The sequence below is a fragment of the Chryseobacterium sp. CCNWLW53 genome, assembly GCF_037083525.1.
Classification (GTDB): Bacteria; Bacteroidota; Bacteroidia; order Flavobacteriales; family Weeksellaceae; genus Chryseobacterium; species Chryseobacterium lathyri.
In genome coordinates this window covers 89,896-115,342 of sequence record NZ_JBAOJR010000006.1, presented here as the reverse complement: position 1 = coordinate 115,342, position 25,447 = coordinate 89,896, and the positions used below count along the sequence as shown (strand labels likewise).

The 25,447-nt window shown below is 37.6% G+C and carries 22 protein-coding genes; 18 read left to right on the top strand and 4 right to left on the bottom strand.

What is annotated here, in order from left to right; all coding sequences use genetic code 11:
* Window positions 1-9: 9 nt before the first annotated feature.
* The 6 genes from V6R96_RS19010 to V6R96_RS18985 all read left to right on the top strand — a co-directional run bounded on the left by V6R96_RS19010 (window position 10) and on the right by V6R96_RS18985 (window position 8,870).
* Window positions 10-1,611 (top strand): RagB/SusD family nutrient uptake outer membrane protein, encoded by a 1,602-nt coding sequence (locus V6R96_RS19010; protein ID WP_223558791.1) that lies wholly within the window; start codon window positions 10-12, stop codon window positions 1,609-1,611.
* 16 nt (window positions 1,612-1,627) lie between these two features.
* Entirely contained in the window at window positions 1,628-2,743 is a 1,116-nt protein-coding gene (locus tag V6R96_RS19005) for a SusE domain-containing protein (RefSeq protein WP_336379925.1), read from the top strand.
* Between the two features lie 75 nt (window positions 2,744-2,818).
* Window positions 2,819-4,975: a glycoside hydrolase family 97 protein gene (locus tag V6R96_RS19000; protein WP_336379926.1), complete on the top strand. Its 2,157-nt coding sequence runs from the start codon at window positions 2,819-2,821 to the stop codon at window positions 4,973-4,975.
* Window positions 4,976-5,076: 101 nt separating this feature from the next.
* Window positions 5,077-6,924, top strand: a complete 1,848-nt coding sequence (locus V6R96_RS18995; protein ID WP_336379927.1) for a glycoside hydrolase family 13 protein — start codon at window positions 5,077-5,079, stop codon at window positions 6,922-6,924.
* 18 nt (window positions 6,925-6,942) lie between these two features.
* On the top strand, window positions 6,943-7,467 hold the full coding sequence (locus V6R96_RS18990; protein ID WP_336379928.1) for a nuclear transport factor 2 family protein: 525 nt from the start codon (window positions 6,943-6,945) through the stop codon (window positions 7,465-7,467).
* Window positions 7,467-8,870, top strand: coding sequence for an MFS transporter (locus tag V6R96_RS18985; protein WP_111957679.1), 1,404 nt, complete (start codon window positions 7,467-7,469; stop codon window positions 8,868-8,870). The genes V6R96_RS18990 and V6R96_RS18985 overlap by 1 nt, the downstream gene beginning before the upstream one ends.
* A gap of 249 nt (window positions 8,871-9,119) precedes the next feature.
* Here V6R96_RS18985 and V6R96_RS18980 read toward each other — a convergent pair whose 3' ends face one another.
* Window positions 9,120-9,719 carry an NAD(P)H-dependent oxidoreductase gene (locus V6R96_RS18980; protein ID WP_336379929.1) on the bottom strand — a complete coding sequence of 200 codons (600 nt, stop codon included), beginning with the start codon at window positions 9,717-9,719 and terminating at the stop codon, window positions 9,120-9,122.
* A gap of 91 nt (window positions 9,720-9,810) precedes the next feature.
* Between V6R96_RS18980 and V6R96_RS18975 the strand changes: the two genes are divergently transcribed.
* The 8 genes from V6R96_RS18975 to guaA all read left to right on the top strand — a co-directional run bounded on the left by V6R96_RS18975 (window position 9,811) and on the right by guaA (window position 18,378).
* A complete protein-coding gene (locus V6R96_RS18975; RefSeq protein ID WP_336379930.1) occupies window positions 9,811-10,170 on the top strand; it encodes a helix-turn-helix domain-containing protein in 360 nt (119 codons plus the stop codon).
* 243 nt (window positions 10,171-10,413) lie between these two features.
* On the top strand, window positions 10,414-11,142 hold the full coding sequence (locus V6R96_RS18970; protein WP_111957673.1) for a pirin family protein: 729 nt from the start codon (window positions 10,414-10,416) through the stop codon (window positions 11,140-11,142).
* A gap of 33 nt (window positions 11,143-11,175) precedes the next feature.
* On the top strand, window positions 11,176-11,727 hold the full coding sequence (locus V6R96_RS18965) for an NAD(P)H-dependent oxidoreductase (protein ID WP_336379931.1): 552 nt from the start codon (window positions 11,176-11,178) through the stop codon (window positions 11,725-11,727).
* Between the two features lie 310 nt (window positions 11,728-12,037).
* Window positions 12,038-13,030, top strand: coding sequence for a phosphoribosylformylglycinamidine cyclo-ligase (gene purM, locus V6R96_RS18960; protein ID WP_111957669.1), 993 nt, complete (start codon window positions 12,038-12,040; stop codon window positions 13,028-13,030).
* Between the two features lie 76 nt (window positions 13,031-13,106).
* A complete protein-coding gene (purN, locus tag V6R96_RS18955; protein ID WP_336379932.1) occupies window positions 13,107-13,670 on the top strand; it encodes a phosphoribosylglycinamide formyltransferase in 564 nt (187 codons plus the stop codon).
* A 166-nt stretch (window positions 13,671-13,836) separates the two neighbouring features.
* A complete protein-coding gene (purH, locus tag V6R96_RS18950) occupies window positions 13,837-15,354 on the top strand; it encodes a bifunctional phosphoribosylaminoimidazolecarboxamide formyltransferase/IMP cyclohydrolase (protein WP_111957665.1) in 1,518 nt (505 codons plus the stop codon).
* A gap of 88 nt (window positions 15,355-15,442) precedes the next feature.
* The gene (purD, locus tag V6R96_RS18945) at window positions 15,443-16,681 is read left to right on the top strand and encodes a phosphoribosylamine--glycine ligase (RefSeq protein WP_111957663.1); all 1,239 of its coding nucleotides are present in this window, start codon (window positions 15,443-15,445) and stop codon (window positions 16,679-16,681) included.
* A 167-nt stretch (window positions 16,682-16,848) separates the two neighbouring features.
* Window positions 16,849-18,378, top strand: a complete 1,530-nt coding sequence (guaA, locus tag V6R96_RS18940; RefSeq protein WP_111957661.1) for a glutamine-hydrolyzing GMP synthase — start codon at window positions 16,849-16,851, stop codon at window positions 18,376-18,378.
* Between the two features lie 140 nt (window positions 18,379-18,518).
* Here the strand turns inward: guaA and V6R96_RS18935 are convergent, their stop codons facing one another.
* Window positions 18,519-18,833: a hypothetical protein gene (locus tag V6R96_RS18935; protein ID WP_146896854.1), complete on the bottom strand. Its 315-nt coding sequence runs from the start codon at window positions 18,831-18,833 to the stop codon at window positions 18,519-18,521.
* A 233-nt stretch (window positions 18,834-19,066) separates the two neighbouring features.
* On the opposite strand from V6R96_RS18935, the gene V6R96_RS18930 reads away from it, so the two are divergent.
* Entirely contained in the window at window positions 19,067-20,575 is a 1,509-nt protein-coding gene (locus tag V6R96_RS18930; protein ID WP_111957657.1) for a carbon-nitrogen hydrolase family protein, read from the top strand.
* A 117-nt stretch (window positions 20,576-20,692) separates the two neighbouring features.
* Here V6R96_RS18930 and V6R96_RS18925 read toward each other — a convergent pair whose 3' ends face one another.
* A complete protein-coding gene (locus V6R96_RS18925; protein ID WP_167409427.1) occupies window positions 20,693-20,857 on the bottom strand; it encodes a hypothetical protein in 165 nt (54 codons plus the stop codon).
* Between the two features lie 188 nt (window positions 20,858-21,045).
* On the opposite strand from V6R96_RS18925, the gene V6R96_RS18920 reads away from it, so the two are divergent.
* From V6R96_RS18920 to V6R96_RS18910, 3 genes are all read left to right on the top strand, one after another.
* A complete protein-coding gene (locus V6R96_RS18920) occupies window positions 21,046-21,249 on the top strand; it encodes a cold-shock protein (RefSeq protein WP_167409426.1) in 204 nt (67 codons plus the stop codon).
* A gap of 233 nt (window positions 21,250-21,482) precedes the next feature.
* Entirely contained in the window at window positions 21,483-23,132 is a 1,650-nt protein-coding gene (locus V6R96_RS18915) for an AarF/UbiB family protein (protein WP_336379933.1), read from the top strand.
* A gap of 202 nt (window positions 23,133-23,334) precedes the next feature.
* Complete coding sequence (locus tag V6R96_RS18910; RefSeq protein WP_336379934.1) at window positions 23,335-24,696, top strand: DEAD/DEAH box helicase; 1,362 nt, start codon at window positions 23,335-23,337, stop codon at window positions 24,694-24,696.
* A gap of 38 nt (window positions 24,697-24,734) precedes the next feature.
* Here V6R96_RS18910 and V6R96_RS18905 read toward each other — a convergent pair whose 3' ends face one another.
* Window positions 24,735-25,391 carry a GDSL-type esterase/lipase family protein gene (locus tag V6R96_RS18905; RefSeq protein WP_336379935.1) on the bottom strand — a complete coding sequence of 219 codons (657 nt, stop codon included), beginning with the start codon at window positions 25,389-25,391 and terminating at the stop codon, window positions 24,735-24,737.
* Window positions 25,392-25,447: the final 56 nt, after the last annotated feature.

Below are 25,447 nucleotides of genomic sequence, written 5' to 3'. Positions count from 1 at the left end.
ATAATTACGATGAAACTAAATAAAATCAAACTTAAAAATATAGTATTGCCTCTTTCTGCTGCATTTCTACTGACTACAGCGTCATGTGTAAAAGATTTGGAAAGAGAGCCAATAACAGATGTTACCTCTGCAAGTATCTATAAAGATTTTTCCAACTATAAAAATATTTTAGCAAAACTCTATGGAGGTCTTGCTATGGGAGGACAGGTAAGTGGAGATGGTGACCAGCCTGATAGTGATATTAATGGAATTAACGGAGGTTTTTCACAGTATACAAGATTACTGTATACCCTTAATGTAATAACTACTGATGAAGCAGTAATAGGTTGGAATGATGGAAATCTTCATACCCTTCATAAAATGACATGGGATGCTTCTAATGAATTTATTGCTGCAATGTATTACAGAGTATATACGGAAATTGCTTTTTGTAATGAATTTCTGAGAAATGTTACAGACGAAAAATTAGCAGCAAATAATATTACCGGAGACAACCTTGCTCAGGCAAAATTAATGAGAGCCGAAGCCCGTTTCCTAAGAGCACAATCCTATTACCATGCAATTGATATGTTCGGGAATGTACCTTTTGTAGATGAAACATATCTTCCTGGATCTGTAAATCCTCCACAGAGAATAGACAGAAAATCATTATTTAACTTCATAGAATCTGAATTGGTTGCAGTAGCAGGTGAATTAAAAGAGCCTAAAACCAATGAATATGGCAGAGCAGACAAAGCTGCAGCTTGGGCGTTATTGGCAAAATTATATTTAAATGCTGAAGTATATACAGGAACACAGAGAAATACAGACTGTATTACTTATTGTAATAAAGTAATTGCAGCAGGTTATTCTTTAAAGCCAAAGTATGATGAGCTGTTCCTTGCAGATAATAATATCAGTAATCCAGAACAGATACTAAGTGTAAATTTTGATGGGATTAATACACAAACCAACGGAGGAACTACTTACTTAGTCCATGCAGCAGTAGGTGGGGGTATGAAAGCTTCTGATTTTGGAATCAATGGTGGTTGGAGCGGAATCAGAACGACAAAGGCATTTGTAAACCTATTCCCAACTAATGGAACTGATAAAAGAGGAAGGTTTTTTACAGCAGGACAGAATTTGGAAATTAACGATCTGGGTTCTTTTACAGATGGATATGCATTTATCAAGTATAAGAACGTTAAAAGCAATGGATCTGTAGGGGCACATGATAACTGGGTGGAGGCTGATATTCCTCTATATCGTTTAGCAGACATCTACCTTATGTATGCAGAAGCTGTTCTTAGAGGAGGAAGTGGAGGTAGTCAGGCAACTGCAGTCACTTACGTTAACCAATTAAGAGAACGTGCTTATGGTAATACAAGTGGAAACGTAACTTCAATAAATCTGAATTTTATTTTAGATGAAAGAGCAAGAGAATTATCTTGGGAAACATCTAGAAGATCAGATCTTGTCCGTTTCAACAAATTTACTACAGGAGATTATCTATGGCCATGGAAAGGGAATGTTAAAGATGGAAAAGCTGTTGAAAGCTATAGAAATCTTTTCCCCATCCCAAATAAAGATATTATAGCCAATCCTAACCTGATTCAGAATCCTGGATATTAATTAAAAACACAATAAAATGAAACAAATATTTAGATTATTAACCATAGCCCTCATTGGTTTTCTGGTTATTTCCTGCGAAAAGGATGAAGATCAGGCTGTGATTAGTGAAACAAACGCAGGTAAGCTTTCTTCTGATAAAAGTACAATAGTTCTTAATGAACTCGTTGCCAATGATGCTGTGATTAATTTCACATGGACGAAACCAACATTTAATATCGCTGTAGTTTCCAGCCAGCAGATAGAATTCGGGATCAAAGGAAACAATTTTAAAAAAAGTGCTACTGTTGATTTTTCCAATGATTTAATGACAGGTTCAGTTATCCATGCTGCAATGAATGCTGCTATGTTCAATATCGGAGCGACACCAGATGTTGTAAATGATATTGAAGCAAGACTAAAAACATCTGTAGGATCAGCAGCTTTTTATTCCAATGTAATAGCCCTTAAAGTAACACCTTATACTCCAAACCCGGATTTGGTATATCCGAAGATTAATGTACCTGGTGGATATGCCGGAGCAGCAGGTTATGCAAATTGGAATCCTGCCAATTCACCAAACCTGTTCTCTCCTGAGAAAGATAATAAATACAGAGGATTCATCTGGATTAGTAATCTTACAGGTGAAAACGGACAATACAAATTTGCGATCAATCAAGATTGGCCGGGAAATAAAGGAGATGACGGAACGAATACCGGAAAATTAGTTGGAGACGGAGCAAACATAAAAGCCCCTGTAATAGGAACATACTATGTTAAAGTTGATTGGGCTGCAAATACCTATTCATCGGTGTTGGCAAACTTTGGTATAATCGGAGATGCTACGCCTACAGGATGGAACTCAGATACAGATTTTGTTTATAATCCGGCTACAAAGACTTACGTAATCAATTCAATTATGTTGAGTAGTACAGGATCATTTAAATTTAGAGGAAATGACGACTGGGCACTAAAATTCCAGCCTAAGAAAGATGACCAGACTCTGGTTTCAGGAAAGGCCGTACAAACTTATTTCAATGCTGAAAATACAGTAGACGGTGATCCTAATTATAAAGTATCCGAAGCAGGAAACTATAAAATAGAACTGGATTTACATAATTCGGCCTATTACAAGTTAACTGTTACAAAATTGTAAAACGTCCAAAATAATTTGATAAAGTGTTGCTTTACCGCAGCACTTTATCTATTTTTAAGTTTATAAATAATCATTATGAAGAAAATTACAGTTGGAGCGATATTGCTCTCAATGATGTTCGCAGGTGTTAATGCACAGTCTTTGAAATCACCGGATGGAAAATTTGAAATGAACTTTCAGCTGAAACAGGGAGTACCCTATTATAATCTGAAATACAATGGTGCTGTGGTGGTAGAAGATTCTAAATTAGGATTAAGATTATTTAAAGACTCAGCTATTAAATTCGCTTCTGAAATAGCTAAAGCGGAAGACGCAAAATTTGACCTGAACAACGGGTTCACGAAAACACAAGAAAAACGTGACTCTAAAAACGAAACCTGGCAGCCGGTTTTGGGCGAAAAGAAAAACTATATCAACAATTACAACGAACTTGCCGTTACCTTGGATCAGGCTTCTACAAGCAGAAGTATTGTTGTAAAGTTCAGATTGTTTAATGATGGATTGGGATTCAGATATGAATTTCCACAGCAGAAAAACCTGAATTATTTCGTGATCAGAGAAGAAGATTCTGAAATCGACTTTCCTACAGATATGAAAGCATGGTGGATTGTTGCAGACTATGATTCCCAGGAATATCAATATCAGGAAACAAAGATCTCCGAAATTCCTTCCCAATGGGATAAGGCATTCGATGCTAATGCCTCTCAGGCTCTCGTTAAAAATGCTGTTCAGTCTCCATTGATGCTTAAAAAAGAAGGTAAAGATCCTTTATATGTAAATGTAGCAGAAGCAGCTGTTTTAGATTATCCGGCTTCCCATCTTGAAGTGGATGCCCGGAATTTTAAATTCAAAACACATCTTACTGCTGACAGACAGGGGGCAAAAGGATATATTCAAACCCCTTCAGTAACCCCTTGGAGAACCATTATCGTTTCTCCAAAAGCAGAAGAGGTGATGGAATCTAAAATGATTTTTAACCTTAATGAGCCTACAAAATATACCGATACTTCTTATATTCATCCTACCAAATACATGGGTGTATGGTGGGAAATGATCATCGGAAAATCCCAGTGGGCTTATTCTACTGCTGAAAACGTACATCTGGACAAAACAGATTTCTCAAAATTGACGCCAAACGGAAAACATGCGGCTAACAATACAAAAGTTAAAGAATATATCGACTTTGCTGCTGAAAACGGTTTCCAGGGATTATTGATTGAAGGCTGGAATATCGGTTGGGAAGACTGGTTCGGTCATTCCAAAGAATTTGTTTTCGATTTCATTACACCGTATCCGGATTTTGACATCAAAATGCTGAATGATTATGCCCATTCGAAAGGCATTAAGCTTATCATGCACCATGAAACTTCAGGTTCTGCAACCAATTATGAAAGATGGTCGGATAAAGCTTTCCAGCTGATGAACAAATACGGTTATGATGCCGTAAAAACAGGCTATGTGGGAGATATCATCCCAAGAGGAGAACACCATTACTCACAATGGACAATCAACCATTTTTACAGAATTGCTGAAAAAGCAAACGATTATAAAATCATGGTCAATTCCCATGAATCTGTACGCCCTACAGGTGAAAGCCGTACCTATCCGAACTATATTTCTGCAGAAGCAGCCAGAGGAACTGAATACGAAGCATTCGGAGGAAATAAACCTGACCACCAGACCGTTCTTCCGTTTACAAGATGGATGGGGGGATCTATGGATTACACACCGGGTATTTTCCAGACTAAATTAGATTATTATTTCCCTGGAGATAAGCGTTTTGTGAAAACTACACTTGCCAAACAGCTTGCCCTGTATGTAACGATGTATATGCCTCTTCAGATGGCGGCGGACCTTCCTGAAAACTATAAAAAGCATATGGATGCATTCCAGTTTATCAAGGATGTTGCTGCAGACTGGGATGATACTAAGATTTTATCGGCAGAGCCGGGAGATTATGTCATCACTGCCAGAAAGGCAAAAGGTACTGACAATTGGTTTGTAGGAGGCATTACTGATGAAAATAAGCGTGAATACACCGTAGATTTCTCTTTCCTGGATAAAGGGAAAAAATATGAGGTAACCGTTTACGAAGATGGAAAAGATGCCGATTATATTGATAATCCTCAAAGTTATAACATCTACAAAAAACAGATCACCAGCAAATCTAAATTGAATTTCAAAATGGCGAGAAGCGGCGGTTTTGCTGTCTCTGTAAAGCCAGTCAATTAAGATTTAATTCATAAGTTTGTTATGCCCCGGTTCATTATATTCGGAAAAATGGGCCGGGGCATTACTTTTTAACAAAACTATTGATCAAAATACAATCATAAATGAAAAAAATATATACAATTTTTGCCCTTTCAGCAGCATCTGTGGCTTTTTCACAGATTCAGAAAGTAGAACCTGCTTTTTGGTGGAAAGGAATGAAAAATCCTGAACTTCAGATCCTGGTATACGGAAAAGATATTGCCCAAAATGAAATTGAACTTTCCGACGGTATTCAGATAAAAGACTTAAAAAAAGTTGAAAATCCCAATTATGTTTTTGTAACAGTCAATACCAATGAGATCAATGTTCCGAAGTTTAAAATTAATCTCAAGAAAGGAAAGAAAAATATCAGCTCCTATACGTATGAGCTGAAACAAAGAGCGCCTGGATCCGCAGACCGCGAATCTTTTACTTCAAAAGATGTCATGTATCTTATCATGCCGGACCGTTTTGCTAACGGTGATGAAAAAAATGACTCCAGACCTGACCTTATTGAAAAGGCAAATCGGAGTTTACCGAACGGAAGACATGGCGGAGATCTTCGTGGAATTATCAACAACCTTGATTATATCCAAAACCTTGGAGCCACGTCCGTTTGGCTTACACCCGTTAACGAAGACAATGAAAAAGTATATTCCTATCACGGATATGCACAAACTGATCTTTATAAAATAGATGGCCGCTACGGGACTAATGAAGAATACCGCGAACTTTCCCAGAAGCTGAACAAGCGGAATATGAAGCTGGTCATGGATTATGTAACCAACCATTGGGGAGTTTCTCACTGGATCATCAAAGACCTGCCTTCAAAAGACTGGATTCATTGGTTTGATGAAGGAAAAAATGGTTTTTACCGGTCCAATTACAAAACAACGACCCAGTTTGACACCAATGCCTCAGAAATTGATAAAAAATATGCACTGGATGGCTGGTTTGATACCACCATGCCGGATGTTAATCAAAAAAATCCATTGGTTTTAAAATACCTTACCCAAAATGCAATCTGGTGGATTGAATATGCCGAATTGGGTGGGCTGCGTGTAGATACCTATCCGTACAACGATAAAGAAGGTATGGCCAAATGGGCAAAAGCCATTACCGACGAATATCCAAAATTCAATATCGTAGGGGAAACATGGCTTAATACCGCAGGACAGATTTCTGCCTGGCAGAAAAACTCCAAAACCGGGGAAGCTGCGGGATACAATTCTAACCTGCCTTCCGTTATGGACTTTATGCTGTACGGTGATATGCCGAAAGCTATTAAAGAAAAAGAAAGCTGGGACACAGGAATGGTAAAGCTTTACAATGTTTTTACCAGCGACTTCCTGTATCCTGATATTAATAATCTTCTGGTCTTCTTTGAAAATCACGATACCGAAAGGTGGAATGAGATTTTTAATGCCGATCCTAAAGCCTACAAAATGGCATTGACCCTGATTTCTACGGTCAGAGGGATTCCACAGATCTATTACGGCTCAGAAGTAGGCATGAGAGGAGATAAAACTAAGGGAGGCGATGCAGATATCCGCAGGGATTTTCCTGGTGGGTGGAAATCGGATGCGCAGAATGCTTTCAATCCTTCATCACAGACTCCCGATCAGAAAGAATTTTATCAGTTTAGCCAAAAATTATTAAACTGGAGAAAAGGGAAAGAAGTGATTCATACGGGGAAAACTAAAAATTACGTTCCTCAGGATGGTGTATTTGTCTATTTCAGATATGATACCAAGGACAATGTAATGGTAGTTGTCAACAATAATGAAAAAGATCAGACATTAGATTTAAAACGTTTTGCAGAATCATTAAACGGTGTGACAAAAGGTAAAGACGTTATTTCAGGAAAGGAATTTTCTATGGAAAAAAGTCTCACTGTACCTGCAAAAACTCCAATGATTATCGAACTCTAAGATTAAATCAATGATACTATGAAAAAAATAAAAATTGTTTACACTTTAGCGCTTTTTATACTTGGTTTTATGGGAATACATGCCCAGTCCAACGGGACCAAATTTGAAAAAGACAAAACAGAAATAGGAACTATGCTGGACGGCTTTAATACTGCTGCAGCAAAAGCTGATTTCAATGCCTATTTTAACTACTTTGCAGACGAGTCCACGTTTATCGGAACTGATGCTACAGAAGTTTGGGATAAAAAAGCTTTTATGGTTTGGGCCAAACCTTATTTTGACAAAAAGAAAACCTGGAACTTCACTTCCCTTAAAAGAAACATCTATTTCAGCAAAGATAGTAAACTGGCCTGGTTTGATGAGCTTCTGGATACCCAAATGAAAATCTGCAGAGGCTCAGGCGTTGTAGAAAAAATAAACGGAAGCTGGAAAGTAAAACAGTATGTACTTTCTGTAACTGTTCCGAATGATGTAGTTGATAAAGTGGTTGCAGAAAAAGCAGCCATTGAGAATACCTTAATCCAAGAATTAAAAAAACACTAATGAACCCTTCGCACAGTACTTTTACGAAAAAAATAAAACCGAATCTTTCCATGGCTCAGATCATCAATATGAGTATGGGATTTCTGGGAATCCAGATGGCTTTTGGTTTACAAAATGGTAATGCAAGCAGAATTCTCGCCAATTTCGGGGCGGATGTCCATGAACTATCCTGGTTCTGGCTCGTTGCACCAATCACAGGATTGATTGTTCAGCCGATTATCGGGCATATGGGAGACAATACCTGGAGTCCGCTCGGAAGAAGAAAGCCTTATTTTTTAATTGGGGCGGTTTTATGCGCAATAGGTTTGGTCATGCTTCCTAATGCTGCTTCTGCCACACAAATGTTGGCTGCCAATGTCTTGTTGATGGCAGTTATTTTCCTGGCTATGATGGATGCATCAATCAATGTGGCAATGGAACCTTTCCGTGCCCTGGTGGGAGATATGCTTCCGAAACACCAGGCAACCATTGGGTTTTCTGTTCAGACCATTTTAATAGGAATTGGGGCTGTTATAGGTTCTGATTTGCCGAACTGGCTGACAAAATTAGGAGTGTCAAATGTTGCTCCCAAAGGTTTTGTAGCAGACAATGTGATTTACTCTTTTTACATCGGGGCAGCAGTTTTAATTCTATCAATTTTATATACCATTATTACGACCAAAGAATATTCTCCGGAAGAGTTCGCATCATTTGAAGGCGGGAAACCCATTGTAAAAAATGAATCCAAATTCTCGGATATTTTTAAAGATTTCAGGAATGCACCCTCTCAAATGAAAAAACTGGGAATTGTTCAGTTCTTCTCATGGTTTGCATTATTTACCATGTGGGTTTTCACAACCAGTGCTCTGGCAACCCACCATTTCGGACTTTCTCCTGATGATACCCATTCAGTGGAATTTAATAAAGCCGGAGATCTGACGGGAAGTTTATTTGGAAGCTACAATTTCTATGCGATTTTCTTTGCATTTGCCCTGACCCCGATTGCTAAGTTTATTGGTAAAAAGCAAACCCACGCTTTAGCTTTGGCTTGTGGTGGATTAGGCCTTATTTCTATGTATTTTATCAAAGATATCCATAGCCTTTGGATTTCAATGATAGGATTGGGATTTGCCTGGGCAAGTATTCTTGCAATGCCTTATGCCATGCTGATTGATTCGATTCCGCAAAAGAAAATGGGGGTTTATATGGGAATTTTCAATTTCTTCATTGTAATCCCGCAAATCATCAATGGTATTTTCGGAGGACCCATTGTAAGCAGTGTCTTTGGAAAGCAAGCCATAGATTATATTGTAGTCGGAGGTATCTGCATGCTAATCGGAGCTGTCCTTACAATGATTTTTGTAAAATCAGAAGATGAAACCCCTAAGGAAATAGAAGAGGAAATCCAGCAGGTACATTTTTAAAGGAAGAAGTTAGAAATTACAGGTTAGAAGCTAGAGAAAGAAGTCGGATGATGGAAGCACAGAAACCTCGAATGTCAGTCAATCATAATACAATTCAATAGAAGCGGGCTTTAGCCCGCTTTTTCAATTAATGCCATCACCAAAGGGCTTTAGCCAAAATTTAATGATCTAAATATTTAATTTTGCTAATGGTTTAAAAATGAAATTATCAATGACAAATTGCCAAAATTCACCATGATAATTCACGATTTACGCCAAAGCAGTTTCAATAGCTGCAACTGCCTTTGAAAAATTCTCCTCTTTTAATTGAGGAACCATCATTCCCTGAGATTTGAAAACTTCTACATCTGTAATCCCGATGAATCCAAATAAAGTTCTTAAATAATGCTCCATATTCTCAATGAGTCCGTTTTCATACACTCCGCCGATGGCAAAATTTAAAAACAGTTTTTTGTTTTGTAAAAGACCTTTTGGTGTTCCGTCTGCATACGAAAATGTTTTCCCGGCAACCGCAATGCTGTCGATCCATGATTTTAACGTGGATGGAAAATTAAAGTTGTAAAAAGGAACACCAATTACAATAATATCAGCTTCCTGGATTTCTTTTAATGATTCGTCAGAATATTTTGAGGCTTCCTTCTGTTCATCATTCCTTTCTTCATCCGGAATTCTGGAGGCACTGAAATGATGAATTTCCAGATGGGGAATCGGGTTTAAAGCCAGATCACGGATTACCACTTTGCTGTTTGGGTCTTTATCCAATAACTGATTAATTACAGCTTGAGAAAGCTTATTGCTTACAGAGTTTTCTCCGCTGATGCTTGTTTGGATATTTAAAATATTTGCCATTTTGTTTTGAATTTTTTCGTTTTTATGAATGACAAAATTATTGTAAATTTACTTTCCAAAGTATAGCAGTTACCTAAAGGAAAGTGAAAAAATGGAAAAGCAACATAATCATAAAGATTGCATGCAGGCGTTAAAACCTGTCCGCGATACCCTGGATGTTATTAATGGGAAATGGAAATTACAAATTATCATTTCTTTGAATGCAGGAAATAAGCGTTTTACTGAAATTGAAAGAAGCATTCCGAAACTGACCTCAAAAGTTTTAGCTAAAGAACTAAAAGAGCTCGAACAAAACGGGTTAGTTGAAAGAATAGTTAAGGATACCTATCCGGTAAGTATAGAATACTATCCCACACAATATACCAGTACACTACACCCTGTTGTGGAATCTCTGAAAGATTGGGGCGAAAATCACCGCAAACATATTTTCGGAACTCCAGTAGAGACATAAAAATTGAAATAAATACTAATAATATTAAATTAAGCATGTCAGTAAAGGCTTTAGCTCAAATATTAGATTTCAAAACTAGTTTATATTCTCAGTCAATTTGTCTTGGATAAAATCTTTATGCCTTAAGTTTCTACCATTGTATTAACAGAAAAACACTTCTGCCACAGCCCAGATCCTTTCTTAACCTACATCAACAGTTTCAAAGGCTCTCATCCCTTACATTTGTACCATAAATAATCACGTATGAAAACAGTATATCATAAAGCAGATTCAAGAGGCCACGCAGATCACGGCTGGCTAAACAGCTACCATACATTCAGTTTTGCTAATTATCAGAACAAGGACAGAATGAACTTTGGAGCGTTGAGAGTATTAAACGACGATACCGTTTCGCAGGGAATGGGATTTGGGACACATCCTCACAGAGATATGGAAATTATTTCGATTCCTCTGGAAGGAGATTTGGAACATAAAGATTCAATGGGAACCACTGCCGTTATCAAAAAAGGAGAGATCCAGGTAATGAGTGCAGGAACCGGTGTAATGCACAGCGAATACAATAAAAACAAAGATGAAGCCGTAAAGTTTCTGCAGATCTGGATTTTTCCTAAAGAACTGAATGTTGAGCCACGCTATGATCAGAAAAGCATCAAAGAGGGAGAAAAAATCAATGGATTCCAGCAGATCTTATCGCCGAATAAAAATGATGACGGAGTTTGGATCCATCAGGATGCATGGTTTAATCTGGCTAATTTTAAGGCAGGAAATGGCAAAAACTATATGCTTAATAAAAAAGGAAACGGGGTATATGCCTTCGTTTTAAAAGGAAGCGCTAAAGTAGGAGACAGAATTTTGAATGAAAGAGACGGATTGGGAATCTGGGACACTCAGAGCTTTAATATTGAAGCAATAGAAGATGCTGAGATCTTATTAATGGAAGTACCGATGGAATTGCCGGCTTATTTAAAATAACAAATAGAACACAGTATATAAAAATAGATAATAATGAAAGTTTTAGCAATAGCAGGAAGCAATTCGGATGCTTCAATGAACAGACAGTTAGTAGCTTACGCATCATCGCTTTTTGAAAATGCAGAAGTAGAAGTAGTAGATCTTAATCCTTTCGAAATGCCGATCTATAAGCACGAAAGAGAATTGGCAGGTGGCGTTCCCCAGGAAGCCCATGATTTTGCATCAAAAATTGATGGAGCTAATCTTCTTTTGGTCTCATTACCTGAACATAACGGAACTTACTCTACAGCGTTCAAAAATGTGTTCGACTGGGTATCCAGAATCAAAGACAGAACCGTATGGAATGAAGTACCGATGTTACTAATGTCAACCTCTCCGGGAGGCCGAGGAGGAGCCGGAGTTTTAGATGCTGCATCCAAGCGTTTCCCTTTCCACGGTGGAAATATTGTAGAAACTTTCTCACTTCCTTTCTTTAATGACAACTTTGATAAAGCGGCTAAGAAGATTTCTAATGAAGAGAAAGACAGCGAATTAAAAGAAAAAATAAAGAAGATTGCAGCCATTGAAATCATCCTTGAAAAATAGAATTTGAATATTAATTTAAAATTACTATTTTTGCAAAAAGAAAAAAGATGAAAATTCAGACCACTTTTAAAGAATGTTTCTCAGAGAAAGGGAAAACTGTGGACTCTGAAATTCTGAGATAAAATAACGGCCGATAATCTACCAAGATTGTCGGCTTTTTTATTTTCTAAAATCGATATAAAAAGTAATTATAGAAATAAAATGTACCAATATACCAATGTATCAATATACCAGTTTTTTGGTTTTTCCAACAAGATGATTGTTACATTGTTAAACTGATACATTGCTACATTAATAAAAATTATTAAACATGAGCAACACTTACAAATCAGCAGGCGTAGACAAAGAAGAAGGATACAAAACGGTTGATAAGATCAAAAAAGCGGTAGGCGAAACCCACAATTCAAATGTATTGAACCATTTGGGAAGTTTTGGAGCTTTCTATGAGATCGGAGGATATAAAAACCCTGTGCTGGTTTCAGGAACAGACGGAGTGGGGACCAAGCTGAAAGTAGCTTTGGATACCAAACAGTATGACTCTATCGGTATTGACTGCTTCGCCATGTGTGCCAATGATATCCTTTGCCACGGTGCAAAACCATTATTTTTCTTAGATTATCTAGCTTGCGGTAAGCTTGATTCAGAAATTGCTGCTGAAATCGTTCTTGGAATGGTGAAAGCATGTAAGGACAACAATTGCGCATTGATTGGTGGTGAAACTGCTGAAATGCCGGGAATGTACCAGCCCGGAGATTATGATGTTGCCGGATTCTGTGTAGGAATTGTAGAAAAAGATCAGATCATTGATGGTTCTACTATTAAAGCAGGAAACAAGATCATTGCTCTGCCAAGCTCAGGATTCCACTCCAACGGATTTTCATTGGTAAGAAAAGTGTTCCCTAACTTCGAAGAAGAGTTTGAAGGAAAACCTTTATACGAGACTCTTTTAGTACCTACAAGATTATATTATAAAGACATCCACAAAGTATTGGAAGAAGTAAAAGTTTCCGGTATTGCCCACATTACAGGGGGTGGTCTTTATGAAAATGTTCCAAGAATTATTCCTGAAGGATTATGTGCTTCTATTGATGCTGCTAAAATCAAAATTCCTAGTGTGATGCTTGAATTGGAAAAAAGAGGTGGAGTATCTCGTGAAGAAATGTTCGGAACCTTCAATATGGGTGTAGGGATGATTATCGTTGCAGATTCAGACCATGCTGAAAAAATATTACATCTTTTAGACGATGCGTACGAAATCGGAGAAATTACAGCAGGAACCGAGAAGATTAATTTAGCAATATAACAATTGGTCAATGTACCAGTGTACCAATTAAATTCATTGTTACATTGTTAGACTGATACATTGTTACATTAACAACATGAAAAACATCGTTATACTCGTTTCAGGTTCAGGGACCAATCTGCAGAGAATCATAGATACCATCGAGAGCGGAGAAATCCAGAATGCAAAAATATCTTTAGTGGTGGCAGACAGAGAATGTTACGGACTTGAAAGAGCGAAAAATCATCATATAGAAAATGTTCTGATCCCAAGAGGAAAGAACTTCAGCAGTGAATTGGGAAATGTGATACCAAAAGATACAGATCTGATTGTATTGGCAGGATTCCTATCCATTCTAAAACCTGAATTCTGTGAAAACTGGAGCGGTAAAATTATCAATATTCACCCGGCACTGCTTCCGAAATTCGGAGGAAAAGGAATGTGGGGACATCATGTTCATCATGCGGTAATTGAAGCCGGAGAAAAAGAAAGCGGCGCAACCGTACATTTTGTCACTCCTGGAATTGATGAAGGGGAAGCGATTCTTCAAAAATCATTTGAGGTGACAGAAGGTGATACACCGGAAACAATAGCAGAGAAAGTTCATCACATTGAATATGAAATATTTCCAAAAGCCATCAACAAAGTTTTAGGAAATTAAATAATAATGTATCAATATAACAATGTACCAATTGAATTCATTGTTACATTGCTAGACTGATACATTGCTACATTAAAAAAAATCTAAGTAAATAAAAGTAAGACCGGGGGTGAAAGACCGGGCTACAGTTTGAAATAGCTGTAAAAAGTAAAAAATTGAAAGTAAAATGAGTAAAAAGAGAGTTTTAATCAGTGTTTCTGACAAAAGCGGATTGATCGAGTTCGCCCAGTTCTTGGAAGCCCGGAATTATGAGTTGATTTCTACAGGAGGAACGTTCAAACATTTGAAAGATGCTGGTTTAAATCCGATTCAGATCGATGAGGTAACCAATTTCCCTGAAATGCTGGACGGAAGAGTGAAAACCCTTCACCCTAAAGTGCACGGAGGTCTTTTAGCAGTCCGTTCCAATGAAGAGCATATGAAAACCGTTCAGGAACATGGAATTGACCTGATCGACATGGTAATCGTAAACCTTTATCCTTTCTTTGAAAATGTGAACAAAGACATTTCTTTACATGAGAAAGTAGAGTTTATTGACATCGGAGGTCCTTCAATGCTTCGTTCTGCCGCTAAAAACTTTGATTCTGTTACCGTAATTACCGATGTGGAAGACTATGCAACGGTAAGGCTTGAAATGGAACAGAACGGTGATACCTACATCGAAACACGTAAAAAGCTTGCAGGAAAAGTATTCAACCTTACTTCAGCTTACGACGGGGCTATTTCAAGAATGCTTTTAGATGAAGAATATCCTACCTATCTTAATGCTTCATACAAAAAAGCATCTGATTTAAGATATGGTGAAAACCCTCATCAAACTGCTGCTTACTACGTTTCTACGTTTGAGAACGGTGCGATGAAAGATTTCGAACAGCTGGGTGGTAAAGAACTTTCTTTCAACAACCTTCGTGATATGGACCTTTGCTGGAAAGTAGTTACGGAGTTTAAAGAAGAAATGGCATGTTGTGCAGTGAAGCATTCTACACCTTGTGGCGTAGCAATCGGAACTTCAGCTTTAGAAACTTACCAAAAGACTTTCGAATGTGACCCGGTTTCTATTTTTGGCGGAATTGTTGCAATGAACTACAAAATCGATGCAGCAACAGCTGAAGAACTGAACAAAACGTTCCTTGAGATCGTAATGGCTCCGGAATTTGATGAAGAAGCTCTTGAAGTTTTAAGAAAAAAGAAAAACCTTAGAATTATAAAAATCGTTAACCCTGTTTCTGACAAACAGACCTGGGTGAAGATCGACGGTGGTATTCTTGTTCAGGATAATGACAATCATTTCTCTGACGATATTAAAGTGGTAACTGAGGTACAGCCTTCCGAAGAGCAGAAAAAAGCCCTTCTTTTCTCCCAGAGAGTGGTGAAGTATGTAAAATCAAATGCGATTGTTGTTTCCAATGGTATCCAGGCCTTCGGAATTGGTGGCGGACAGGTGAACAGAATCTGGGCTACTGAACAGGCCATCGAAAGAGCCAAAGAAAAATTCACAGGAGATCTTGTTTTGGCTTCTGATGCATTTTTCCCTTTCCGTGACGTGGTAGATTTCTGCGCCAAAGAAGGAATTAAAGCCATCATCCAGCCAGGCGGAAGTGTAAAAGATCAGGACAGTATTGAAGCTGCCAATGAGCACGGTATCCCAATGATGTTTACCGGGATTAGACACTTTTTACATTAATTAAAATAGAATTAAAAAATAATTTGAGATTGTATTTATAGCATTCAAAATTATATATTTGTAAAATAGACTAGATAATAAATAAAGTATGAGAATATTAATCATAGGTGAAGGCGGTAGAGAATCTGCTTTAGCAGCAAAGCTTCAGAATGACCCAAGAATTTCTAAAATGTTTTTTGCTAACGGTAATGCTACCACCGATGTAATAGGGAAAAATGTTCATTTATCAGAGATCAAAGAACTAAGAGATTTCGCCATTAAAGAAAAGATAGATCTTACCATCGTAGGTCCGGAAGCCCCTCTTGTAGCAGGTCTGAAGGATGAATTCAAAAAGCACGATCTTAAAGTTTTCGGTCCCAACCAAAAAGTAGCAAGCCTGGAAGGAAGTAAGGCTTTCTCTAAGAAGTTTATGCAGACCTATGATATCAAAACAGCTAAAGCTGTAGTATTTGATTCATACAATGACGCTAAAGAATATGTTCAGACACAGCAGTATCCTTTAGTGGTTAAGGCGAGTGGTCTTGCAGGCGGAAAAGGTGTGGTTATTTGCGACAACATTGAAGAAGCTGAGGCTACAATCCACGACTTCATGATCAGAAGAATTTATGGAGATGCAGGAATCCGTCTGGTTATTGAAGAATATTTAGAAGGTTTTGAAGCTTCAATCATTGCATTCTCAAACGGTGAAAAGATTTTCCCTTGTATCGCTGCAAAAGATTACAAAAAAGCAGGAAACGGTGATACAGGACCAAATACCGGTGGTATGGGATCTGTAGCGCCAAGCCCTGATTTTACTCAGGAGCACTATGCTGATTTTGAAAAAAATATCTTACAAACTACCATTAACGGTCTGAAAGGAGAAGGATTCAGCTTTAAAGGAATCATTTTCTTCGGATTAATGGTTACTAAGAACGGAACGTATCTTCTTGAATACAACATGAGATTCGGAGATCCTGAAACTCAGGTATTGATGGCATTGATGGAAAACAATCTTCTTGATGTGATCCAGGACTGTATGGAAGGAAAAGATATCCAGCTTAAGTTTAAAGACGAAAAAGCAGTATGCCTTGTGATGTGTTCAGGAGGTTATCCTAGAAATATCGAAACAGGCTACGAAATTGTAGGCGAAGACAAGATGAAACATTCTAAGCTTCTCTATGCCGGGGCTATAAGAAAAGGCGACAAAGTGGTTTCCAACGGCGGACGTGTTCTGAACGTGGTAGCTACCGGAGCTACTTACGACGATGCCCGCAAAAAGGTGTACGAAGATGCAGCCCACATTCATTTCGATTACGGATTCTACAGAGAAGACATCGGAAAGTTTTAAAATAAATCACGAAAAAAGATTTGGAACATTTCCAAGTCTTTTTTTGTAAAACAATTAAGTAAGCAATAGGCTTTAGACCTATTATAATAAAAAAAGCTTACTGTCTCGGGCTTATTGCCTGAAGCTTTTAAATCATCATTTATCAATCATCAATTATCATTTATAAAATGAACAACGGTATTATCATATTAGATTTCGGATCACAGTACAACCAGCTTATCGGAAGAAGAATCCGCGAGATGGGGGTATATTCTGAAATCCTTCCTTTCAATACACCTTTACAGGATATTTTAGCAAAACAACCCAAAGGAATTATTCTTTCCGGGGGACCAAGCTCTGTGAACGCAGAAAATGCTCACCTGGTTGAAAAAGAACTGTATGAGCAAGGAATTCCTGTTTTGGGAATTTGCTACGGGATGCAGCTTACAGCACATCTTTTAGGTGGAAAAGTAAACAAAGGTGAAAAAGGAGAGTACGGAAAAGCCCATTTGGATATCATTAAAGAAAGTTCTTTACTCAAAGGAGTTACTCAGAATTCTATCGTATGGATGAGTCACTTTGATGAAGTAGGAGCATTGCCTGCAGGTTTTGAATTGAATGCAAAATCAGGAGTAATGGCTTCTATGTCCAATGAAGACAGAAAAATCTACTGCGTTCAGTTCCATCCGGAAGTTTCTCACACAGAAGAAGGCGGAAAAATGCTTGAAAACTTTGTTTTTGCCATTTGTAATGCTGAAAAAAACTGGAAACTGACCAACTATATCGAAAAAACAGTTGAAGAGATCCGCGAAAAAGTAGGAGACAGCAGAGTAATCCTTGGACTTTCAGGAGGGGTTGATTCTTCTGTAGCTGCAGTGTTAATTCACAAAGCAATCGGAGATCAGCTGACTTGTATCTTTGTTGATACGGGCTTATTGAGAAAAGACGAGGGCCAGAAAGTAATGGACAACTATGGAGAACATTTCCATATGAACATTAAAATGGTGGATGCTAAAGAAAGATTCCTTACCAAACTGGCAGGAGTAGATGATCCTGAACAGAAAAGAAAAATCATCGGAAACGAGTTTATTCATGTTTTTGATGAAGAATCCCATAAAATTGAAGGTGCTAAATTCTTAGCTCAGGGTACCATTTATCCTGACGTTATCGAAAGCCAGTCTGTAAACGGACCGTCTGCAGTAATCAAGTCACACCACAACGTAGGAGGACTTCCTGAAGATATGGAATTCGAATTACTGGAGCCGTTAAGAGAGCTTTTCAAAGATGAAGTAAGAAAAGTAGGTGAGGAGCTAGGTATTCCGCATCATTTGGTACACAGACATCCTTTCCCGGGTCCTGGATTAGGAATCAGAGTATTGGGAGCTGTAGATGCGGATAAAGTAAGAATCCTTCAGGAAGCTGATGATATTTTCATTGAGGAATTATATAAAAACGATCTTTATGAAAAAGTATCCCAGGCTTTTGTAGTCCTTCTTCCTGTAAAATCAGTAGGAGTAATGGGAGACGAAAGAACCTACGAATATACGGCTGTAGTTCGTTCCGCCAACACTATTGATTTCATGACAGCAACATGGAGCAGACTTCCTTACGAGTTCCTTGATACTGTTTCAAGCAGAATCATCAACGAAGTAAGAGGAATCAACAGAGTAGCTTACGATATTTCAAGCAAACCACCTGCAACCATTGAGTGGGAGTAATTTTTTGACTTGAATTAAAAATATAAATCCTGCCCGTTTCGGGTGGGATTTTTTGTTAAAACTGTTTTAATGAAAAAATGATCAGTAAAATATTTAAAGCAATTAATAAGCAAGGTTGTCATCTTTTCCTAAAATTTCAGCTACCAAATTTTTATTAATCCGGCATGCTCGCGTGGCCCTTCAATAATCAGCATTAGAGTATCTTTTAAATAGGGAGTTTTTGAATACCCCCAGACAACATCAGAACTGTCTAATTTTTTTACACTATCCTCAGTAAAACGCAGAACAATAGAATCTTTTAAATTCCTTTCATAGCAGATATTGTAGGGATAGGAAGAGTTTTGGATAATTCTGGTATCTTCTGAAAAATGCTTACCATATTTAAATCCCTTTTCAAGATAAGGTGTAAAACGGAAATTTTTAAAACCAGCAGAATCTATAATTTTATAATTCAATTGTTTTATAAAAATATTCCTGTTTTTAGACATTTGTATACTATCTGTTCCGTGTCTATATTTCCATTTACTATAACCATACCAGCCAATATAATTAGAAGCAAACGGTAGAAATATATAAACAAAGAATAATATACTTATTGTACCTATGATTAAGTATTTGAAACCTTTCTTCATCATTTAAATGGACTGATTTGTCTTTTTTTTCCTAAATTTAAGTAAAATTACGTCAAATGCAAATAGAAACAAGAGCCCTGACGCTTCAGGATTATGATGAACTGGTAGTAACAATGAAACGCGCGTATCCGCAGATGTCTGAATCTATTTGGTCTAAAAAGAGCATTGAAAAGCTCACCAGAATATTCCCCAAAGGTCAGATCTGCATCACAGTAGATGGAAAACTGGCTGCTGTAGCACTTTCCATTATTGTGAATTATGACGAATTCGGAGACGATCATACCTATGTCGATATTACAGGAAATTATACCTTCAATACCCATCTTTCCACAGGAAATGTACTCTATGGGATTGAAGTTTTTGTAGACCCCGAATTCCGCGAGCTGCGTCTGGGAAGAAGATTGTATGATGCCAGAAAAGAATTATGTGAACTGCTTAATCTCAAATCCATCATTTTGGGTGGAAGAATCCCGAACTATCATAAATACAGCGACGAGCTCTCCCCGAGAGAATACATCAGAAGAGTCAGAGATAAGGAAATTTACGATCCTGTGCTGTCTTTCCAGCTTTCCAATAATTTTCTTCCCATCAAGATCCTCAAAAAATATCTTCCCGAAGATGAATCATCACTGGAAAATGCTGTTTTGCTTCAATGGAATAATATTTACTACAGTAAAAAGCCAAATACGATGCAGGACAGCATCATCCGTTTAGGACTTGTACAGTGGCAGATGAGACATTTTAAAAATATCGATGCATTTTATGAGCAGGTAGAGTTTTTTGTCAATGTAATGGGTGATTATAAATCCGATTTCGTCCTTTTCCCGGAACTGTTCAATACCCCGTTGCTGGCGCCGTTCAATAAGCTTTCAGAAAGAGACAGTATGATAGAACTGGCTAAATTAAGTGAAGACATCAAGAATAAAATTTCCGAACTGGCCATCAGCTACAATGTCAATATTATTTCCGGAAGTATGCCTGTTTTTGATCATGATCATAACGATTTGTATAACGTGAGTTATCTGCTTCACCGTGACGGCCGGATCGATGAATACCGGAAGATCCACATCACTCCGAATGAAAGAAAATATTACGGAATGAAAGGCGGAAATGAGATCCGGGTTTTCGATACCGACTGTGGAAAAATTGGCCTTGTCATCTGTTACGATGTAGAATTTCCCGAGCTGCCAAGAATATTGGCAGATCAGGGCATGAAAATCCTTTTTGTACCTTATCTTACCGATACCCAGAATGCTTATATCAGGGTACGGCACTGTGCAGCAGCAAGAGCTATTGAAAATGAATGTTACGTCGCTATCGCCGGTTGCGTAGGGAATCTTCCGGGAGTAAACAATATGGATATCCAGTTTGGGCAGGCTGCTGTATTTACCCCTTCAGATTTTGCCTTTCCTTCCAATGCAATAAAAGGGGAAGCAACTCCCAATACAGAAATGACCCTTATTGTAGATGTGGATCTGAATCTGCTTAAAGATCTTCATCATAACGGCTCTGTTCAGGTAATGAATGACCGCAGAAAAGATCTGTATGAAACCTATCTTAAATAAGAAAATTATAATTTAAGAAAAAATATCCTATTCAATTGAATAGGATATTTTATTAGCATTAATTGAAGTAAGAAGAGCTGAATTTCATCAGCTCTATGCTTAAAATAGATTCTTTTTTTACAAATACTGAGGGCATACCACGGCAGGGCAGATCAGTCTTGGACATCTTGGTCTTCCGTCAGTAGGACAACATTCATTTGAACAGTTTCCGATAATAATACCGCTTCCATTGATTCCTTTTAATTGCTCCCTTGAAAGTTTGTTGTTACGTAAATTTTTCATTTTTTAATATTTTATAGGTTAGTTTGATAGGCATAAAGATAAAAAAATCCATTAAATAACACCAGGAATGTAATTTTTTTTCTTTTAGCATTTCCAGGGATTTGAAAAAAATCAGTTAAGAATATATATTTTTTTTGAGGATATTCTTAAAATTTACTATCTTCACTGATCAATTTAAATAAAATATAATGACAGGAACAGTAAAATGGTTTAACGAAACAAAAGGTTTTGGTTTTATTACACCAGACGGAGGCGGAAACGATATTTTTTGCCATCATTCAGCCATTCAGTCTTCAGGCCTTAGATCTCTAAAAGAAGGACAGGCAGTAGAATTTGAGATTAAAGAAGGTAAAAAAGGACCTGAAGCAGACAATGTTAAAGTAGTAGGATAATCACTTATTAAGATATTGTTTAAAATAAGCTGCCATTTCAGGCGGCTTTTTTTATGGATTTTGGGCTTGAAAAATTTGTTCGATGCAAAATATTTGGCTGAACAGTGCTTAAACGGTAACTTAATTTAAAAGAGAGTTTTATCTGTTTAACCCTACGATTTGCCGTTCAAAGAAAACTAAAATAGCAATAGGAACAATTTTTGGAGTAATTTGCACCAACTATTTAGAAATATATGTTTGACAAGCAGCAACGAAAACTGAAAAGATCAGCCAGGCTTATTTCCGTACTCAGTAAATACGGGTTTAAAGATATGCTGGCAAGGATGAATACAGGAAATAAGCAGGAACCGGTTTCTGTTGATCCGGATGAGGTCATTTCTAAAGGGACAGTATATGAGAGGATCAGACTGGTACTGGAAGAGCTTGGACCTACATTTGTAAAGCTTGGTCAGACCTTCAGCAACAGGGAAGATCTGCTTCCGCCTGAGCTTATCCAGGAGTTGCAGAGACTTCAGGACAAGGTGGATACGGTGGATATGGATGTAGAGGAAATTCTGGAAAATGAATTCAATATATCTGTTAAAGATCATTTTCAGGAAATCCAGAAAGAACCTTTAGCCACAGCATCTATTGCACAGGTTTATAAAGCGGTTTTGATGGATGGAAGTCCTGTGATTCTCAAACTCAAAAAAGCTGATGTACAGACCGTTATTGAAGATGATCTGCTTCTCATAAAAGATCTGGAAAAACTGGTTTCTGCTTATTCTGAAATTGGAGAAAAGCTCAATCTGAAACAGGCGATCTCTACTTTTGAGAAATCTTTACTGGAAGAAGTTTCCCTGATCAACGAAAAAGAAAATATTCTGCATTTTGCCCGGAATTTTAAGAATAATAAGGAAACATATGTTCCGAAGATCTATGAAGAATATTCCAACAACAATATTCTATGCATGGAGTTTATTGACGGGATTAAGGTAACCGACAAAGCTTCTCTTTTAGCCCATAATATCGATCCTGTAAAAGTATCCGAAGTAGGTTTGAGGTTGTTTGTTTCCCAGATTCTGGATTACGGATTTTTCCATGCTGATCCGCATGCCGGTAATATTTTGGTAAAAAAGGATGGCAAAATTGTTTTTATAGATTTCGGTGCAGTTGGAAAAATCCAGCCTAATGATAAGGAAATTCTTGAAAGTCTGATCGTAAGTTTTGTGGCTAAAAATCCACATAAAATTGTCCGCTATCTCAAAAAAATGGCAGTCAGTTACGAAATTCCTGATGAAAGAAGGTTTGAAAATGACGTAGAAGATATTTTAAATTTTGTTCACAGCTCATCGCTGCAGGATATCAATGTTCAGGTGATCATCAATAAAATGAAGGATATTCTGAAGGATAACAGGCTTTACATGCCGGACTATTTTTATCTTCTGTTTAAGGGGATTAGTTTAATAGAAGGTGTCGGAAGAACAATCAATCCCGATCTGGATATTGTGAAGAGTTTGCATCCTTATACCAGAAAAATCCTGACGAAAAAGATCAAGCCAAAAAATCTTTTAAAAACCGGGATGGACCGGATGATGAATTTCACAGATAATGTAGATGAAATTCCTAAAGAGCTGAGATCTGTGCTTCAGAAGCTGGATGATAATAAATTCACCGTATCCAGCGAAATTAAAAATATTGAAAAAACCAATCAACTAATTAAATCCAGTATTGTCAATTTAATTTTAGCCATGGTTCTGGGGGCCAATATTATTGCCACAGCTATTGTTTTTGTTTCAGAATCAGGTCCACGGATCGGTGAAATGTCTTTAGTTGCAGTTTTAGGCTTTGTTTTTTCTGTTATATTGGTTTTAGTGATTTTACTGAGAGTGACGAGAAAATAAGAAGCAGGATTTCGGGGGACGAGTTTTGAGGTTCATGTTAGAAATTAGTGATGAAGTTATAATTCATCATTCATTAACCTAAGCTCTGCACCCTTTATCCTGGAACCCGAAACCCGCACCCATAAACTATCCTCAAACCCTGTTACCCTCAAACTCTCCAACCCACGCTCAACCTCTAAATTTAAATACCTATCTTTGCACCATGGAAAAACTCACTTTTGCGGATTTTGACCTGCCGGTTAAAATTCTTGATGTTTTAGCGGATCTGGAACTATTCGAACCTACACCTATTCAGGAAAGGAGCATTGGCCCTATACTTTCCGGAAGAGATGTGATGGGGATCGCACAGACCGGAACCGGGAAAACATTGGCCTATCTTCTGCCCGTTCTTAAAACATGGAAATACAACAAAACAGGGAATCCTACTGTTTTGATTCTTGTTCCTACAAGAGAATTGGTGGTACAGGTAGCTGAAATTGTTGAGAAACTGACAGAAAATATTACTGCAAGGGTAATCGGAATATACGGAGGAAAAAATATCAATACGCAGAAACTTTTATTTAATAATGGATGCGATATTTTAGTAGGAACTCCGGGAAGGGTAATGGACCTTGCTATTGACAATGCAATTTCATTGAGAGAAGTTCAGAAGCTGATCATTGATGAGTTTGATGAGATGCTGAACTTAGGTTTCAGGCCGCAGCTTACCCATATTTTCGAAATGATGAAGCCGAAGAGACAGAACATTCTTTTCTCGGCCACCATGACGGAAGCGGTAGATGAAATGCTGGATCAGTATTTTGCCAGTCCGGTAGAAATTTCATTGGCCAAATCAGGAACGCCTCTTGAAAAAATTGAGCAGACCGGTTACAAAGTGGAAAACTTTAATACAAAGATCAATCTTCTTGAGCATTTACTGAAAAATAATGAGGATGAAATGTCCAAGGTGTTGATTTTCACTAATAATAAGAAAAACTCTGATCTTCTGTTTGCTAAAATTGATGAACTTTTCCCTGAGCAGTTTGATGTGATCCACTCAAACAAATCTCAGAACTACAGGCTTAAGGCCATGAAAAGATTTGAAAACGAAGAGATCAGAGGACTGATTACCACTGATGTAATGGCCAGAGGTCTGGATATTTCGGATATTACCCACGTTATCAACTTTGAAACACCTGAAATTCCTGAGCAGTATATCCACAGAATAGGAAGAACGGGTAGGGCAGATAAAGACGGTAAGGCAATTACTTTCGTGACTAAAAAAGAAGAAGCTTATGTTCTTGACATTGAGCTCTTAATGGATAAAGATCTTAAGTTCAATGATTTCCCTGCAGAGGTGAAAATCAATCCTAAGAAAATTGCTTCCGAAGAAGATGTGATCATCATGAAAAATCCTGCGCAGGTAAAACTGTATGAAGGAGGAGGAGCATTTCACGAGAAAAAGGATAAAAACAAAAAAGAAAACTGGGGAGGACCTTCCAAAAGGAAAGCGCCGAAGAAATTTGGAGCTAACAGAGCCCAGCAGAAATCGATATCTGTATCGAAATCCAAGAAAAAGAAATAAAAAATCCCGTTAAGGGATTTTTTTGTTTATAACAGGTATTATTTCATATAAGGTTTCATCACCCTCGCCCAGATTTCATAGCCTTCCGGGGTGATGTGAAGCATGTCTTCAACGAAAAGATCTCTTCTTACATTTCCATTAGAATCTTCCATGGCTTTAGTAATATCGATGAATTCTGCATTAGGTTCTTTTTTCATGAAAGCGGCAATCTTTTTATTCGTTTCTTTCATCTGTGGCCACAGCATTTCGCGGCTCGGCGAATATTTTATGGAAATATAGTCCACTTCAATATCCGGAAATCTTTCACGGATCTTTTTATAGAACGTTTTAAACCTTTTCACCACAACTTTAGCTTTCAGGTTATGGTTGTCTGCAAAATCATTATCACCGCAGTAGATGATGATCTGTTTAGGCTGATAAGGGCTCAGTAGATCGTCGGCAAAATCATTCAGGTCCGTCATTCTTGAACCTCCAAAACCTCTGTTAATAATTGTTTTGTCAGGAAAATAGCTCGCAACATCTGTCCATTTTGTAAAAGAAGAGCTTCCTATCAGAAGGATGGCATCTTTTGGCGGAGGATTTTCCTGGTCCGCTTTTTTGAAATTCTGAATGTCCTGCCAGAACATCGGCTTTTTTTCCTGTGAAAAGGACAAGGCAAAATACAGCAGTAGAAATACTGAAAGAATCTTCTTCATTGCAATCAATTTTTAAAATATCTGATAAATGTAATAAAAAACTCCCGATAAAATCG